Here is a 16663-nt window from a genome sequence, read left to right on the forward strand (position 1 = left end):
ACGGGTAACTCTAAAAATTCACATAAGCAGGTTGGGAACGAAAATGGAATGGTTCTTTCTTTTTATCGCAGGTCTTTTTGAAGCAGCCTGGGCAATAGGTCTGAAATATACGGAAGGTTTCACGAAGCTTTATCCAAGCATCTTCACCGTCGTGTGCATGTCTCTTAGCTTCTATTTTCTTTCCCAGTCCCTGAAGACTCTGCCAATCGGAACCAGCTATGCGGTCTGGACCGGAATCGGGATTATCGGCACTACGATTCTTGGAGTCCTGCTCTTTAATGAGCCCATGGACTTTGCCAGGGCTTTCTGTGTTATTTTAATATTCTCAGGGATTATCGGGCTCAGGATAATTTCTCCATAACCTTTTGCAGAACTCCTGTTCTTTTTCAGGGCCTTTCCTGTACTACTGGAAGTAGACCTTTTTCTGCGGTTGGGAGCCAAAAATTAAAAACCTGCAAGACAATTTATAATGGGATTAAACCCGAGGGTTGTTTTGGTTCCGATTTTATCTTACCTTTTGATCAAGTGGTCAAAAATTAGCTTTAAAGATGCCCGCGGGAGACTTTTGGGGGAATATTCTGGTTACGCTTGACAGCACGACAATTAGTCTCTGGGATTTAATGTCCCTTCTGTTTGTACTTCTGTTTCTCTATGCAATAATCTACCCGCAGTCGCAGCTAAAACAAATCCGGTTGCGGCGCATGGCAAAACTGAAAGCTATGGAAAAAAGCCACGGCTGCAAGGTGCTCACTATGATTCACAGGCGGGAGGCAATCTCTCTTTTCGGGATACCGGCCTACCAGTACATAGATGAAGAAGATGCCGAGCAGATCCTGCGCTGGATAAGAAAATACAAAGATTACCCGCTTGAGCTGATCCTGCACACGCCAGGCGGTCAGCTCCATTCCAGTATCCAGATCGCACGCGCCCTGCGGCGGCCCCCGAAAAACACGAAAGTTATTATTCCTCACTATTCGATGTCAGGAGGCACAATCATCGCCCTTGCCGCAAATGAAATCGTGATGGATAAGGACGCGGTTATCGGGCCAATCGACCCCCAGATAGGAGACTTTATTCGCGGGATGTACCCTGCTCCCTCCTGGATATATGCTGCAGAAACAAAAAAGGAACAATCCGATGACATCACCCTTGTTATGAGCGATATCTCAAGAAAAGCTCTCAAATTCACCAGAAATGTTGCAAAAGAGCTTCTTGAAGGCAAAATCCAGCCAGGCCCGGCTGGGGAAAGCAGGCTCGATGAAGTGGTCGAAAAACTGGTCAGCGGAGAAATGATCCACAGCACTCCTCTCTCAGCCGGCGAGGCAAAAGAAATAGGGCTTGTTGTCAGTACGGATTTTCCGGAGGACGTGCACGAGTTTATGAAGCTCTTTAAGCCTGTAAAAAAGAGTGTGGAATACACTGAGTAAACTGGAATGAAAATTGGCTTGAAGAAGTGAAGTTAGAGAAGTTTAGGCCTTGGAAATAAATTTACATAACCTATTAAATTTATCCATTATTTCATAGGATATTTTTATTCAACCCGTTTTTATCTAAAAACTTTAGTTCAAACTACTGTGAATTTTATTCAAACTCCTGTTTTCTTCACCCTTGCACTCTCCTCACTCAGCCCTGCCCATATAACCTTATACTCTAGCTGTTCAAGCACTGGATAATAGAGGCTGCGGTCAAGCCCGAAACCTTCAAAAACCTTTACCGCATCAGCATACGTTTCTACTGCCCCCGGTCTTTCAAGTTCTTGATCTATTCTCTCAAGCAGTTGTCTGTGAATTAAGTAGTTTTCAAGGAGTACGTAATTTTTATATTTCTCCAGATCTTCGACCTTTCCGAATTCTTCGGCTTTTCCGGATTCCCTGATTTCTTCTAACTCTCTTGCTTTTTCGAACTCTCCAGTTCTTTCTGATTCTCTGATTTTTCCGAACTCCCCGATTTCTTTCAGTTCTCCAGCTTTTGCGAGCCTGTCTGCAACCACTTCCTTTAAAGCATCTGGCAGGACTCCTTTTCCGACTGCGATTTCCTCAAGGTTTACCAGTTCTCCTGAAATTGGAAATTCCATTTCCTCCAGTCTTGACCGGTCTTCTAAAAGCTTTTTTCCCTCGTACTTTCTGAGTATTTGCATGACTTCGTTTGCAGGGATTTTTTTGTCAAAGAAGATTACGTCCTGCGAAGGGAAATCCTTTTCAGAACACTTGAGTTTTCTGTCAATCAGGAGAATTACAGGTTCCTTTACCTGCTTGAGCTTCTCAATCTTATTTTCCAGATATTCGGGAGTCCAGAAACCCACTATTTCCAGGTATACCCTCATTCCGTCCCTATGGAGAGAGAAGTCCGGAACAAAAGCGTATTTTCCGGCTTTAAGAATCGTTGGCTCCCTTTTTATTTTCCAGCTTCCCAGACTGAGGCTGCCAAACATCTGCTCAAGAGTGCTGTCATATGTAGCTTCTTCGGCATCGATTTCCTCAATCCTGGCTTCTTTTCCAGCTTCTTTCCCGGTTTCTTTCCCAGTTTCTTTCCCGGTTTCTTTCCCAGTTTCTTTCCCAGCTTCATATTTTTCCTTTTCTTCTTTAATTTGAAGCTCTGGCGAAAGGGCCTCTGGGTACACTGCTGCTTCAGGAGTGATTTTGAAAAACTTTTCTGAGTCATCAAGGGTAAAATTCAGGATGCGTTTCCCCTGGTAGCCTTTGTGAAGAATGCCTGCCTTGAGCCTCCAGCCTTTTGACCTCAGCAGTGCAGGAAAGATTTTTGCAAAGGAATTCCCATAGCGCTCCGAGATCCGAAAAAGAGAGGCAGGCCCGTCAAGGTGCAGATGAACGGCTTTTAATTCTTCGAAGTTTTCTCTGGTTTTTCCTTCCTTTCCTTCTTTTTCTCTATTGATTTCTCTATTGATTTCTCTATCGATTTTGCCTGTTTCCTCATCAGTATCTTCAAGGGAATACATAAGCCCCGAACGAAGGATTTTCCAGAGGATTTTCTGAAAATCGCCTTTTATCCAGATATCGAGGTCAACTGCACGGAAAAGCAGAGTCTGAGTCAGAGAAATATTGTACTGTTTTAGGATTTCTGCAGGAGAAAGAGGTACGAAACTTTTGACGACCTGGTTTTCCTCAAGGTCCGCCCAGAGTGCTTTTTCAAGTTCTTTTTCCGAAATTGAAAGTTTTTTTGCAGCATTTCGCAGAGCCTCTTTTCTCTCGGCAGGAGAAAGTGCCATGCCTCCGCAGGCTTCAAAAACAGCTTCTCTCGCCAGAGACGGGTCAACAGCTGCATCTGTTTCTATAACGGTGCGCCTTCCAAGCAGCTGGGAAAGACCCCGGATAAAGCGGTAATTCATTTCCTCGTAACCATCAAGTTCAGCCAGAAGGTCACCATAGGTTTTTCCGATATGCTGCTCGAAAGTCTCTATCAGAAGCCTTGCAGGTTCAAGGTTTTCGGGATCAAAAGCTGCGTATACAGGCTTTATTTTCCCTCCGGAGATGCGGGTTACAAGAAGGTCAGAAGTGAGCAGGTGAGCCGCCTCCTGAGCTTTTTTCGTTCTTCATCTGTTTTTCCTTTCCTTGTTCTTTTTTTATCTGGTTTTCCTTTCCTGATTCTCTCTTCATTTGATTTTCCTGCGTTGATCTTCCAGAGCCTTTTTGATTTGAAACAGCTTCTTTTCTTCTCCTGGCAGTTCCGGCTTCGGTCGTTTCTTCGGATATAATCTCATAGAGTATGGCTTCTTTTCCTTCTTTCTTCCTGAGGATCCTTCCCAGGCGCTGGATATACGCTAATTTACTCCCTGTACCGCTTGCTATAATCCCTATGTTTGCCTCGGGGACGTCTATGCCCTCGTCAAGAACCTTTGAAGTAACTACAGCCCTGTATTTTCCTTCCTTGAACTTCTCAAGGATGGAATTCCTTTCTTTTGCAGGCGTCCTGTAAGTGATTGCAGGGATAAGAAATTCCCTGGAAATCCGGTGGACAAGACGGTTATGTTCCGTAAAAATGAAGACCCTGTCTTCCCTGTGTGTATTCAGGATCTCTTTTAACTTTTCAATTTTAGACTCCGTGTTGAAAGCAAGTTCTCTTGCTACGTTTCTTGCAAGAAGGGCTTTTCTGGCTTCAGGGTCTCTCCCACTTCTCATAACCAGTTTCTGAAAATCCCCTGGCCCCCGAAGAACCATCCCGGTTTTCCGGAGATAATCTGTATAAGCCGAATAACATTTGTCGTATTCTTTTCTTTCCTCATCCGTAAGTGCAGCAGCTATCCGTTTTATTCTGTAAGGAGCAAGGTGGCTGCCTGCAAGTTCCGATACGTGCTTTTCGTATACTTTTCCCCCGACAAGCCTGTTAAGCTCCGAGTGTAATTCGTCTTCCCGTTCGTAAGTGGCTGTCAGCCCAAGCCTGTAAGGCGCTGCGGAAAACTCAGCAATGCTCCTGTATCCGGTTGCAGGCAGGTGGTGGACTTCATCAAAAACAAGGAGACCAAACCTGTTCCCGAGAGTTTCGGCGTGAATGTAAGCAGAGTCATATGTGGAAACGGTTATCGGAAGAATTTTCTTCTCCCCGCCCCCAAGCTTTCCGATTTCCATTAAAAAGGCTTCTTCAAGCTGTTTTTTCCATTGTTCAAGCAGATCAAGCGTCGGGACAACCACAAGGGCAGGGGTATTGCAGCCTGCAATTGCCCTGATCCCAACAAGAGTTTTTCCGCTCCCTGTTGGCAGGACAAGCACTCCCCATCTATTATTTTCTCCCCAGGTCACAAGAGCTTCAGCCTGATAATCCCTTAACTTAAGTTTCTTTCCGGACGCTTCATAAGCTGCTGCCAGGTCAGGACAGGGGAAGAGGTCAAGAACTTCGTCTTTAAAAGGGATCTTAGAATTTTTCAGATAATCTGTTATATCTCTGTAATAAAGAGCAAGAGCTCTAAAATTTCCGCTTCTTTCATCCCAGACTGCATTGGGAACTCTCACATTACCTTCTATAAGAAGCGTTCCCTGCTTGAAGCTGATTTTGATCATTGTTTATTAAAAGTCTGGACATTATATATAATAATTGAGTTATCAGCCTCGGTTTCCATTGCCCGAAGTTAGAGTTGCTGCTCTCCAACCCGAGTTCCGTCACCAGATTCTCATCTCGGGTGGACTAACCCTTTTCGCTCACCTCGTTCGCTCAAGAAGGCTGAATCATAATAAAGATGCTTGACTACGTTTTCAACTATCTCAGGATGTTTAATTTACCCGAATTTTTGTATGGATCATCCCGACAAAACAAGCCTGAAGAAGGAAAAAGATAGCTTTGTTTGAGGCAAATACCTGATTGCTTTTTTTCTTTTGTTCAGGTTATTTATAGTTTTATTCCAATATAAACATTAAAAAATTTATCTTTATCGTCAACGGGGGCGTAATAAATGATACATCTATGGGAGTATGATTCTCGCAAGCTTAACGGCTTAAACATGCCGCAATTGATGAGCGAACTTGAAAGAATAGGAAATGAAGGGTGGGAACTGATTCTGATGAAGAACGATATCGATGAAGAAGGCAGAGTAACTGCAATTTTCAAGCGGAAAAAAGAAAGTGAGACTATAGCTTTATAACTCTACTTTTGTATCCTCTTCAAATTGAGTGGAAATCTCTCACCTTCCACTCACCGAGTTTTTTTCTCTGATTAGCTAGGCTAGAGATGGCATTTCAAATTCACAAGAAGGTAACCAGTTACAGCGGTGGGAAGGACAAGGGGAAGGGTCACGAATAACCCCGCAAGCCCTTTTCCCCGAAAATCACGGCCTTACAAACACATAAGCCATGATTAACGCCACGCAAAGGAAGAGAATAGAAGATATGGCTATGCCCGGAGCTTAAGAAATAAAGGAAACCATATCTTGCCAAGCATGGAAATCATTTTTTATGTTTTTAGCTTATTTTTTATTCGGATTCTGGAGTAAATCCGTATTTTTCCAGTATTTCCTGTCCTTCTTCTCCAGTTACGAAATCCACGAATTCCTGTGATTCTTCTTTGTTATCAGAAGCAGAAACTAAGGCTATAGGATAACTGATGGAAGTATTAACAGGGACGGTAGCAACGATTTTTATAGTTCCGGGGTCTGCGGCCTTTGCATCGGTCATGTACACAAAACCTGCATCAACCTCTCCTCTTTCCACGTATGTGAGTACTTGTTTAACGTCTTCAGCAAGTATCGTCTTATCTTTTAGCTGGTCCCAGAGTCCTGCGTCAGTCAATGCCTGGGTTGTGTATTTGCCTACAGGGGCAGTTTCGGGGTTTCCAATGCTGATTTTCCCCACATCTGAGGCTGTCAGGTCTTTTATTCCGGTTATATTAAGATCGCTGTTTGAAGGGACTATGAGCACAAGGGAGTTCTCAGCAAAGTCTTTCCTGGTACTGTTGTCGATAAGGGTCTCATTGGCAAGCATGTCCATGTTTTTCTGGTCAGCAGAAGCAAAAACATCAACTGGAGCTCCTCCTTCGATCTGTTTACGCAGATTTCCTGACCCTGCAAAATTTAAATTCACATCCGTGCCAGGGTTTTCAGTTTCAAACTGGGATTCCATATCCGTAAAAGCTTCGGTAAGGCTGGCAGCGGCAGATACTGTTATAGCGTCAGGGTTCTGTTCAGAAACCGACGTTTCATTTGTGGCTGCACCCGTTTCGTTTGTGGCTGGAGTAACAGTTTCGTTTGTAGCTTCATTTCCATTACCAGTACACCCTATTGCAAGGAATACTCCTAATATTACTAACAGAACTATCAGTTCTTTTCTCACAATTTCACCTACTCAAAACATTATTATAATTAAGTACTTACGCGGTTGAATTCAGAATTGATAACAATGAACCTGCGGCAATACAAGTTGTTTTTTTATTTTACTCATGCCTGTATTTTCTGACAAGGCAATATTATGTTATAAGTCGCGTTAGTCAGAGGAAATATATGGCAAATAATGCGTTATGTTTACTAGTACATAACGTTTTTCTCACATTTCTTTTAATAGTATAAGAAGATTCCCGGTGCCGGTCTCAAAGAGAATTTTAAGATCGACTTATGGATAGTTTACAGTCGGATACAGCTCTTTAACAAATCTTTTTATACCAGGATTTAACAGATACCGGAATTTCATGAAAAACAAATCGTAAAATAAGACAGAATCAAAATTAAAAGAATAATTAGCCCTTATTTCTTGAGGTGAGCATTTTTAGGTCATTGCACTATTAGTTAGTTGGTGTTATTTCCAAAACATTTTTAGTGGCTTATCGTACCTTTTTTGCAATTCAGTAAGGTTAATAGCATGCTTGATGCACGAAACATAAGGCATTTTTTTCAGCACCGGAAAATTAATCACGAAAACATCAACCGTGTAACCTAGATTCGGCAGGTTAACGCAACTATAGATATATATTTTCATATTTCTCTCCCATGAGACTCAATATTTTCCAGTGAATTTCTTCCATATTCAGTATTTCTGACTTTGTTTTCCCTTTTTTCTGCGTTATAAGTTCTGTAATTCCCTGAAACTTGAAAAATATCCATCTCATTGTTGGTCTTTTTGTTGGTTTCCCTTTTTGATCTGGAACCGTTTCATTTTCTTCTTCTAACTTTGTCCTTAATTTCCATTCTGCAATAGAATAAATCATTAAGCAGAGAACCATTATCATTGTCAACGCTTCAATTCTTGATTTATTCTTGAGATAAACCTTCGATATGCTAAAGGCATCACTTTTCAAAAATCTGAATCCTTTTTCTACTTTATCCTGTCCTTTGTAATACTTCAGCATCTCTTCAGGAGAAAGACTGATATCATTACTTGCAAGAATGAAAAGTCCCATTTTTTCCATTTCTTTTAAAACAAAAGCATCATTAACCTTTATAACCCCATCAATCTTATAATATGTCTTTAATTTTTCATTTTTTAAAGGTCTGCCTTTTTTACCTGCTTCGCGTTTTTTAATGGTTTTCAAATCTACTTTTTCAAAAAGAACGGAAGGGAAATCTGCAATCCATTTTTCTGCTGCTTTTAATGCATCTTCTTCACAGAAAAAGTCATCTCCTGCCAGTTTTTTAAGCGACTTTTCTGCTTTTTCAGCTTTTTTCAGCTCTTCTGAGGAGTACTCTTTTTTTCTTCATTTTATGAGAGAGTACAAAACCCACTTTTGTTACTCCACCATAATCCACAAAGTTTGATAAAATGAGTATCTTCGTCGCTTTCACGTTTCAGGTTTAGATTGCATTTAGCAGTTCCTTTGCTCAGTAATTGTGCAGGAACACGACTGATCCAGAATGACTTTCCTATGTTCTTGATATTATTATCAGTGTAAAAAGAACTATCAGCTACATAGTACACTTTGCTTTCAGGTCTTAAAGCTGATTTGAGAGACTTGATTGCTTCCAGAATTGTGCTTTTGTCTGAAGCATTCCCTGAATGGGTGTTCATGAAAAGTGGTATTCCATGCTGATTAACAATCAAGCTCAAAACAAATTGTTTGAGGTCCCATCTTCCGTTTTTGGGTATTCCAAAAGTAATATCAATATACTCAGTTTCTTCGTCTTCATAATCCCCATAAACGCTGACACTTGTAGTGTCAGCGTGTAAACAATGGACAGGAATAGGTAGACGATTCATAATGTGAAGAGTGATTTCAGTAAACAGTTTTGTAGGACCATACTTTACGATTCTGTCAAGAGTTTCTCCAATAGCATATTGATTCAGGTCTTCTCGTGTGACGCTGTCTCCAAAAAGTCTTCCTATAGAAATAGTCCTGAAATAATCAGGAAAAAGGTACAGACGTTGCCCTATGAAACCAAGACCATTGAGTACCATGGCAAGGATACAGACGGAGTGAGGAACCTTGTGATCTCGTTCTTTAGGAAGTTTCTCATCGATCAATTTGTCAACTTCAAGCTCTTGGAAAACTCCAGCAATAAGACCAAGGTGACCTAAGAAGCTTGTACGTTTTATTGAGGATTCAACTCTTCTACTGTTGTTTTTATCTGCCATGGAAGATCAAGAAAAGAAATATGAAAATTAATTATATTAACTTATATGTTTACCTGCCGAATCTAGGGTGTAATGATGGAATACCAGAAAATCAACCGAATAACGATGAAATACCAAAAATCAACCGAATAATGGCGGACTACCCATTTTTAAGATTCCGAATAAACTTTTGTAAACTCCGCACCAAGCGTAATCATAATTGAGGAATAGTAAAATAGAAGAAATAATCCTATAACAGACCCTAATGCTCCATATACGCTTGTAGGGTTACTGTATGCAAAAAAAAGTGCAATAGCGTATTTTCCTATTGTTACAAGAAATGCTGTTACGAGAGCCCCTACAAAAACCGATTTCAAATCAAAACTCTTATCGGGAAGCACTCTATACACAAGTATGAAAAACAGCACAAGAATAAGGAAGCTGGCTATTGGACCTGTATAATCAGCAATTACAGGTGAAAATGGTAGAAATTGCTGGAACAATTCTGAAGCCGCATAAAGAAATCCTTCAACAAATATGCTCATTACAAGCAGCCCTCCAAAGAAAATAACAATAACAAAGGACATGATTGCATCCTTTGTAAAATCTTTAATGCTACTGGATTCAGCGGGTTTGATATCCCATGCTCTCTCAAGGAAATTCTTCAATTGCCTGAAAACGTTACTCGCACTCCAGAGAAGAAATACAAAACCTATTAATGCGCTTATTGAGAGAGAATTTAGTTCCGGAATACGTTCGAAAAGTAGAATTGTCATATTGATGATTCTCTCATCAGCGGCTCCTTGCAGGTGGTTTATTATTGTACTCTGGAGATTTTCAGATTTCAAAAAAATACTCCCTATAGATACTGAAAATAACAGGAGAGCAGGAAGACTCAGTACAAAATAATACGCCAGCGCGGCGCTGTAAGTCATTGCATCATCTTCCAGCCATTCCTTTATCGTTCTGGTAACCAGATTTCTTACGTATTCCCGGCTCATATTTTCCCCGATATGTAATATATTGCACTTTTATTAAATAGTTCTTATTAAATTTTGTGGACTTTGCTGTTTCTGCAAAGGATGGAGTAAAAAAGAAAATAGAATAGGGTCCTCCAAAATCAGTGTGTAAATTAAGATCCCAAAATGCTTATTTGAGATTATATGTATGTAATTTGAGTTCCCCAAGCAAAAATACACTCGAAAAATCCAAATTTTAAAATAATAACTAAAATTAAGCTTTAAAATTGAGAACCGAATGTAATAATAACTTTATTTTTGACAAACTATATTTATTTGTAATTATGGCATTCGATCACATTTTTTCTTTATACTAAATTTAACATTAAAGAAGGACTAATCAGCATCTAAAACTGAAATTGAAAGAATATTTTACTTTAAATACAAAATAAATTGTTTTTCATATGTATTTTACTCTGGGGGATAATGAAACAATATTTAATCTAAAAAATAAAGCTCATTAATCCTTAAAAAGCGGACCAATTTTTAAGGACCCTAAAATAGAAATTATTAATGAAGAGAAAAATAAAATAAAATAAAAAGGAACATTTAGAAGATTTTTTTAATATATATTGTGTGAAGAATTGGAAAATAATGACTGAAAATAATTTAAATGAAATAAAGCAACTCAATTTTTGTACTCGTGTATATGCTCTCTATAGTGAGCATGTAAATGTTCATGCATAAGCTTGCCGTGAACGTGCATGTGTTCATGGATAAGATTTGTAGAAAGTAAAAGTTCCCTGTTATTGAGCACCTTTTCCACATCTCCATCCACAACAATTCTATGATCTTCACCCATTACTATGGCTCTTTTGCTAATCTGCGCTACTGTTTCAAGGTCATGAGTAGCGGTAATTATCGTCTTTCCTGCCTTCCCAAGTTCCTGTAATAGCTCTATCAACCAGAGCTGAGTCCTTGGGTCCAATCCTGCAGTGGGCTCATCCAATAGAAGGACATCCGGGTTATTAGCCAAAACAGCGGCTATACAGACTTTTTTCTTCTCTCCTCCACTCAGTGTATGAGGATATCGATCTTTAAGCTTGGTAATTCCAATCATCTCCAGGACTTCTATCACTCTGGTTTTAACTTCTTCCAGAGTCATATTGAGTTGCAGGGGTCCAAAGGCAACCTCTTCATAAACTGTGGACGAGAAGAGCTGTACATCTGAGTTCTGAAAGACAAATCCTACTCTTTTCCTGAAATAAGACCTGAATTCATTATCTTTAATGGCATCGAAAACATCTTCGCTTATCTCATTGTCAAAAGCATAGAATTCTCCCAAAGTAGGATATATAAGTCCATCCAGAAGGGTCAGTAGAGTCGATTTCCCACTCCCATTAGAACCCATTATAGAGATTTGCTCACCTGGCATCACCTTGAAGCTGATATCATTTAATGCATTTATTTTTCCAACATATGTATATGATACATTCTTCACATCAAAAATTGTTTCCATGTTCATATCACCTTATGATGTTATGGGAGATCAACACTAGCAATACGCTCATGGATATCGCAATTGCCACTGAAATGTAATCGCGATTGCGCATTTTGAACTCCTGCATTATCTTAACATCACCATTGTACCCTCTGGACATCATGGATGCATGAACTTTTTCACTTGTATCCAGAGACCTTATTAGCGTATAGCCGATTCGTCCACCAACCCACTTTTGCTCCTCGAACATGCCTCCAGTCTTTATGGTCCTGGCTTTCTTGGCAATGTATATCTCCCGCACCATATCAGTTAGCAGAAAAATGTACCTGTAGGCCATCTCCAGCGTGAAAACATAGATTTTAGGAACGCCGACCGAGCGCAGAGATTTAAAAAGAACCTGCTGAGGCGTGGTGAGAAAAAGCAAAACTACGGCAGATACGCATGCTGCGACACGCATTATAAATATCACAGCAGAGTTGACGCCTTGTTTGGTGATATATATGCTCTCGGGGAGTGAAAACGGTCCCAGGTGTGCCCCAGGGCCAAGATAAGCTAACCTGATAAGAGGGTCTCCTGGAAAGAAAACATTGAAGATCATTGGTATGGCGATGATTCCTGCAAAAATTGGTATGAAGAGCCACACCCGCTTGATAAAGAATAAGACATCGATCTTGCTGAGATATGCAAAAAGCAGAGTAAGCATATAAACAAAGATCAGTACTCTCAGGTCTCCGATTAAACTCGTTGCGAATATCACGGTCAGGATGGAAATCAGCTTGGCTCTAGGGTCCAAACTTTGCAGGAAACCATCGCGTTTCGAGAAGCTATCCGAGACAAAAGCTTCTTCCAAAAAGCCAAAGATTCCGTCAATCGTTTTTCCTATAAAACCTTTCTTACCGTGATGCACCGCTGAGCACTGACATGAAACGGTATCTGTTTTTTTCATCCAATCTGGGATCATTGTTAACCCACTCTAAAACCTGAATTCCAGCTAGTATTAAAATATGATATGAGTTAATTATAAAAATAAACAAAAATTAAAATTACAAAAAGGTGCCGATTTTATACAAAATTTTATATTCCAAAAGTTATGGGAAAGGAATTCCACATAAAGAGAACCAAATTATAGAGAATTTCAATAAATCTCATTAATCTATATTTTATAAGTATTATAAACGATCCCTCAAACTTACGGGTTTATTGAAATTCTCACAATACCAAATATTTGTGGCTTTTCGTCATTCCATATGGATAAAATGATTTTCAATTCAAGACCGCATTGGTATTTATGGAGACATTATAAGATATCCACACAAAACAGCAAAGAGCTATATTTGTTTTCAATATATGATAAACTCACGGCAATATTTAAAAATTTTAATTTTTGGCAGCTTTTTTTCCTATAAAATACAGTAGGCCACCGCATATTACTACTCCTATCACTGCTGACAGAATATATGCTACAGAAGACATGGTCATCGACTCATCGCCGCCCGCAAAAGCATAATCAGGCATTGGAGCGCTCCAGAAATCAGAGAGCTCCTCAAGCCCTGGAGGCACAAAACCGAGCTTCTCCTTGACCTCTTCAGGTCCCCACTCACCGAAGGTTTCGCCGACGGCCAAAAGACCTAATGGTGCAAAAATCATAAGGATTATCAAGCCAATGCTTAAGTTTCTTATTATTTTCTCCATGTTTTTACCTCAGGCTGTAACTGCCTTCTTCATTTTTTTCTTTTGTGCTTCGGATGTTTCCACATAAAGTATAGATGTATCCGTTTTCTGGATATAGGCAAAAATAAGTGCTGTAATCAGTGCTTCCAGGATGCTAAATCCAAGAGCATGCTCCAGTACCATGGCAGGAACAGTTACACTCAATGGGTAGGGCATATAAAGTGGGGTTCCAGCTGCAGTGTGATGCAAAATGGGCTGTATTCCGAATTCAACACCTGTACAGAAAGCTGCGATTGTTAAAGATAAGTAACCAGCTATAGCCGAAGCAATAACTCTTTTAGAGGACGTGATTTCAGAATTTCCGCTAATAAACTTGTAAATATAGTAACCGACAAAAGGCATCACCACTCCCATGTTGAAGCAATTCGCGGCTATGGCCGTTATTCCCCCATCACCGAACATCAATGCCTGTAACACCAGAGCTACAGAAATAGATATAACTCCTGCCCATGGACCCAGGACTATGCCGATAATTGCACCTCCAACAGCATGACCTGTGCTACCTCCAGGAATAGGTACATTGAACATCATTATTACAAATGAAAAAGCAGCTGATAGTGCCAGCAGAGGGACCTGTTTGGACTTAAGTTCTGCATTCAGTTTTTTTCCAGCGTAATACCATATCGGAATCATAATGATCCAAAACGCGGTATAGGTATACGGCCCTAAATATCCATCTGGAATATGCATTTTTATTTCTTCCTATATTTATTTATTATAAATATAACTTTGCCTAAAAAGAAATCCCAGCTTCTTTAAATATCTTGCAACATTTTGCTGGTTATTTTTCTAAACAATGCCTTGACATGGCAGTATTGTTGAGTACTACTTATATATATTTTGGTATTACTTTTTTTGATAAATTTGTATTTAGATAGAATTCAATATTCATATTTAACATAAAAATAAAATTAAGTATTCTTATCTCTGTCTTTTTATATCCCGAAATAGTTCTAATTAAATATTTTTTATTGGCTTTGTAGAAATTCTTTCTGTAAATCAACATCAAAAAGCTGAAAGACGTGAGTAAAAATAGATCAAACCATTCAGTTCAAATTAATGGAGATTTTTTGGAGAATATTTACGGAGCCTTCTATCTTTCTTTAATTATCTGAACCTTATCCCTATCTGCTTTCACAGACCAGGTAAAAAGAAGTTCAGGCACTTAAACTATTCAGGAAGTGGTTTAAGGTTTGTGTCTGTTTGCTAGAGACATATTATCTATACTACTAATTAATATTTAATACTTACTTCTTATTTTTTATTACTATATATTATTTTTTCCAGATTTATTATTACGCATTTGGAGAAAAATCAGTTTGAAGAAATCAGTTTGAAGAAATCAGTTTGAAGAAATCAGTTTCTTGGAAAGTATACTGTCTAATAATAGTTGGCAAACATTGAAAATGAGTTGAGAACCTTAAATTAAGAAAATTTTTCAATATATCTCTTTCTCAGAACCTTATGTTACAACCGGGACAGAAAAAGGTAGAATAAGTTCCTCTGTTACTCTGAATAAAAAAGATCCCATATGCCCTAACATTTTTATTGCTAAGGGAGTGAAAAGGGTTACGAATACCCGGTCTTGTGTTACATAATTCCATGTAACTTTAAAATAATATTTGTGTCATAAACTGCAATTATTTTCTTATTATGAATTTATCTGAGTAATCGATACACTAGTGTCGAGTCAATCATCAAGGATTCAATGATTCCGAATAATTGCAATCGATTTTATGCGACATTTTACTGTTGACTTGACACTAGTTCTGAGACTTTCATTGATTTGGGAATAAAATTGGTTTTGGGATGAACTATAGCATTGTCTGTATTTTCTTTTCGACTTTTTTCAATTCAATCCACGAAGGCTCAGGCCGCGGATACTCTTCAAATATAAAGATTGCCGGCTTTTCCCTGCACGGATTAAATTATGATGCAAGGGTCTTGAGTGGTTGAATGCGGAGACGGAGTCTATACCTGAAATTCTTCCTGATCTCGCCTATCATCTTCATTTCAGCATTGTCAAGGATTTTTGCGCGGTGAACGATCAGGAAATATCCAATTATGAAGGCTGTGTACTCCCATAGTGCTCCGGTAAGTAGATGTGCATTCTTGGCTGCGAGCATGGACCCGACCATCAAGATAACGATAAAAGTTAATTTCCTGTACATCGAGGTGAAAGGATGCATATTCTGCTTTCTCCAGGCCCTTAAAGTCATCAGAACTTCGATGGATGAAAAGGACACTGCAGTCCCTATAGCTGCACCTACCATGCCATACTCAGGTATAAGCATGAAATTGATTGCGACATTAATGCCTGCACTTGCGACCGAGCACTTCATAAGGAAATCCGAATCACCAGAGGCTAACAGAGTATGATAGTTAAACCCGAAGTACGAATTTGTTATGAACCCCAGGGCAAGGATACGCAGGGCTGTGGAGCCACTTACGTATTGCGCCCCATAGAGCTTTGTAATAAAGTACTCGGGATACACGAATATGAGTGCGAAGAGAGGGAATGTAAGCAGGAAACACCATTTAGTCATTACCTCATAAATTGAGCCAAGTGGAGCAGTCTCGTTTTGACCCCAGAGCTTTGATGTAACAGGGACATAAACAAAGCCTATGGAAGATATTACCAGAGACAAGAACCCTACAAGAGGGTATACTGCATTGTAAATTCCAACGATTTCAGCCGACTTGAAATAGCCAAGCATTATTGTGTCTATCCAGCTCATAATGTTAAGCAGAGTTGCGGTTATCAAGAGTGGAAATGAATACCTTATTAACTGCCTGGTTGTGTCACCAAATTGAATTTTCCTTTCCTGCTTGACTGTCTGCTTGATTGGAGGCTTCTTTATAAAGTACACGGACATTATGCCAAAGGTAAAGATCATTGAGAGCAGATCCGCAAATACGACTCCCTTCAGGGAAGCATTGATAAATACGGCAACTGTGGCAAACCCAAGTAGAGATACCGGCCTTATAATGTTATAGAAATACATGTTAACATTCGTACGGTCGAATCCTCTGTAGATTGCTACTGTCAGGTTCAGGAGTATGGTAAACGGAACTGCAAAGATAAGAGTCTTCACTACGGACAGGACTTTACCCTGTGCATCAAAGCCATTTCCTGCCAGAGTATGGAACAGGGAGGGTGATACAAGAATTGAAAGCAAGCCTGCAATCAAGCCCATAATCATGGCTGAGATTATTAATTCATGCACCTTCTGTTCCTCATGCCTGCCCCTGAAGAACGCAATATATCTTGGAACTCCTTCATTGAGTCCGAGGGTTGCGATTGCACCTGTAACTGAGATCACAGTGAGTGCAAGGGCATATGTGCCAAAGTCGGCTGGCGCAAGGTGTGACGTGAGTACTTTTTTGGTGATAATGTCGAGAAGCATTCCGATGAAGGTTCCTGCAAGTATTACACCGGAACCTGCCACTATCCGGTTGACCGAGTCGTTAACTGACATGTTAACACCGTT

The 16663-nt window shown here is 39.7% G+C and carries 12 protein-coding genes and 1 pseudogene; 3 read left to right on the forward strand and 10 right to left on the reverse strand.

Features of this window, described 5'->3' with window-relative positions; translation table 11 throughout:
• Nucleotides 1–43 precede the first annotated feature (43 nt).
• Together MSVAZ_RS10085 and MSVAZ_RS10090 are read left to right on the forward strand one after the other, a co-directional pair.
• Nucleotides 44–361, forward strand: coding sequence for a DMT family transporter (locus MSVAZ_RS10085; RefSeq protein WP_048120671.1), 318 nt, complete (start codon nt 44–46; stop codon nt 359–361).
• 187 nt (nt 362–548) lie between these two features.
• Nucleotides 549–1427 carry an SDH family Clp fold serine proteinase gene (locus MSVAZ_RS10090; RefSeq protein ID WP_232316053.1) on the forward strand — a complete coding sequence of 293 codons (879 nt, stop codon included), beginning with the start codon at nt 549–551 and terminating at the stop codon, nt 1425–1427.
• A 158-nt stretch (nt 1428–1585) separates the two neighbouring features.
• On the opposite strand, the gene MSVAZ_RS10095 is transcribed toward MSVAZ_RS10090, so the two are convergent.
• Both MSVAZ_RS10095 and MSVAZ_RS10100 read right to left on the reverse strand, forming a co-directional pair.
• The gene (locus tag MSVAZ_RS10095) at nt 1586–3520 is read right to left on the reverse strand and encodes a DUF790 family protein (protein ID WP_048120673.1); all 1935 of its coding nucleotides are present in this window, start codon (nt 3518–3520) and stop codon (nt 1586–1588) included.
• Nucleotides 3507–5012 carry a DEAD/DEAH box helicase gene (locus MSVAZ_RS10100; RefSeq protein ID WP_048120675.1) on the reverse strand — a complete coding sequence of 502 codons (1506 nt, stop codon included), beginning with the start codon at nt 5010–5012 and terminating at the stop codon, nt 3507–3509. Before MSVAZ_RS10100 ends, MSVAZ_RS10095 begins: the two co-directional genes overlap by 14 nt.
• Nucleotides 5013–5401: 389 nt before the next feature.
• On the opposite strand from MSVAZ_RS10100, the gene MSVAZ_RS10105 reads away from it, so the two are divergent.
• The gene (locus MSVAZ_RS10105) at nt 5402–5590 is read left to right on the forward strand and encodes a hypothetical protein (protein WP_048120677.1); all 189 of its coding nucleotides are present in this window, start codon (nt 5402–5404) and stop codon (nt 5588–5590) included.
• 328 nt (nt 5591–5918) lie between these two features.
• Here MSVAZ_RS10105 and modA read toward each other — a convergent pair whose 3' ends face one another.
• The 8 genes and pseudogenes from modA to MSVAZ_RS10150 form a co-directional block, all read right to left on the reverse strand.
• Nucleotides 5919–6773, reverse strand: a complete 855-nt coding sequence (gene modA / locus MSVAZ_RS10110; protein WP_048120678.1) for a molybdate ABC transporter substrate-binding protein — start codon at nt 6771–6773, stop codon at nt 5919–5921.
• Between the two features lie 619 nt (nt 6774–7392).
• A pseudogene (locus MSVAZ_RS10120) lies at nt 7393–9002 on the reverse strand (IS1634 family transposase).
• 149 nt (nt 9003–9151) lie between these two features.
• Nucleotides 9152–9982 (reverse strand): YihY/virulence factor BrkB family protein, encoded by an 831-nt coding sequence (locus tag MSVAZ_RS10125; protein WP_048120681.1) that lies wholly within the window; start codon nt 9980–9982, stop codon nt 9152–9154.
• 646 nt (nt 9983–10628) lie between these two features.
• Complete coding sequence (locus tag MSVAZ_RS10130) at nt 10629–11459, reverse strand: energy-coupling factor ABC transporter ATP-binding protein (protein WP_048120683.1); 831 nt, start codon at nt 11457–11459, stop codon at nt 10629–10631.
• A gap of 7 nt (nt 11460–11466) precedes the next feature.
• Nucleotides 11467–12402: a cobalt ECF transporter T component CbiQ gene (gene cbiQ / locus MSVAZ_RS10135; protein WP_048120685.1), complete on the reverse strand. Its 936-nt coding sequence runs from the start codon at nt 12400–12402 to the stop codon at nt 11467–11469.
• A 416-nt stretch (nt 12403–12818) separates the two neighbouring features.
• Complete coding sequence (locus tag MSVAZ_RS21245; protein WP_048120687.1) at nt 12819–13133, reverse strand: PDGLE domain-containing protein; 315 nt, start codon at nt 13131–13133, stop codon at nt 12819–12821.
• Between the two features lie 9 nt (nt 13134–13142).
• Nucleotides 13143–13862, reverse strand: coding sequence for a cobalt transporter CbiM (cbiM, locus tag MSVAZ_RS10145; RefSeq protein ID WP_048120689.1), 720 nt, complete (start codon nt 13860–13862; stop codon nt 13143–13145).
• A gap of 1238 nt (nt 13863–15100) precedes the next feature.
• Entirely contained in the window at nt 15101–16651 is a 1551-nt protein-coding gene (locus MSVAZ_RS10150) for a flippase (protein WP_048120691.1), read from the reverse strand.
• Nucleotides 16652–16663 lie beyond the last annotated feature (12 nt).

Source organism: Methanosarcina vacuolata Z-761, assembly GCF_000969905.1.
Classification (GTDB): Archaea; Halobacteriota; Methanosarcinia; order Methanosarcinales; family Methanosarcinaceae; genus Methanosarcina; species Methanosarcina vacuolata.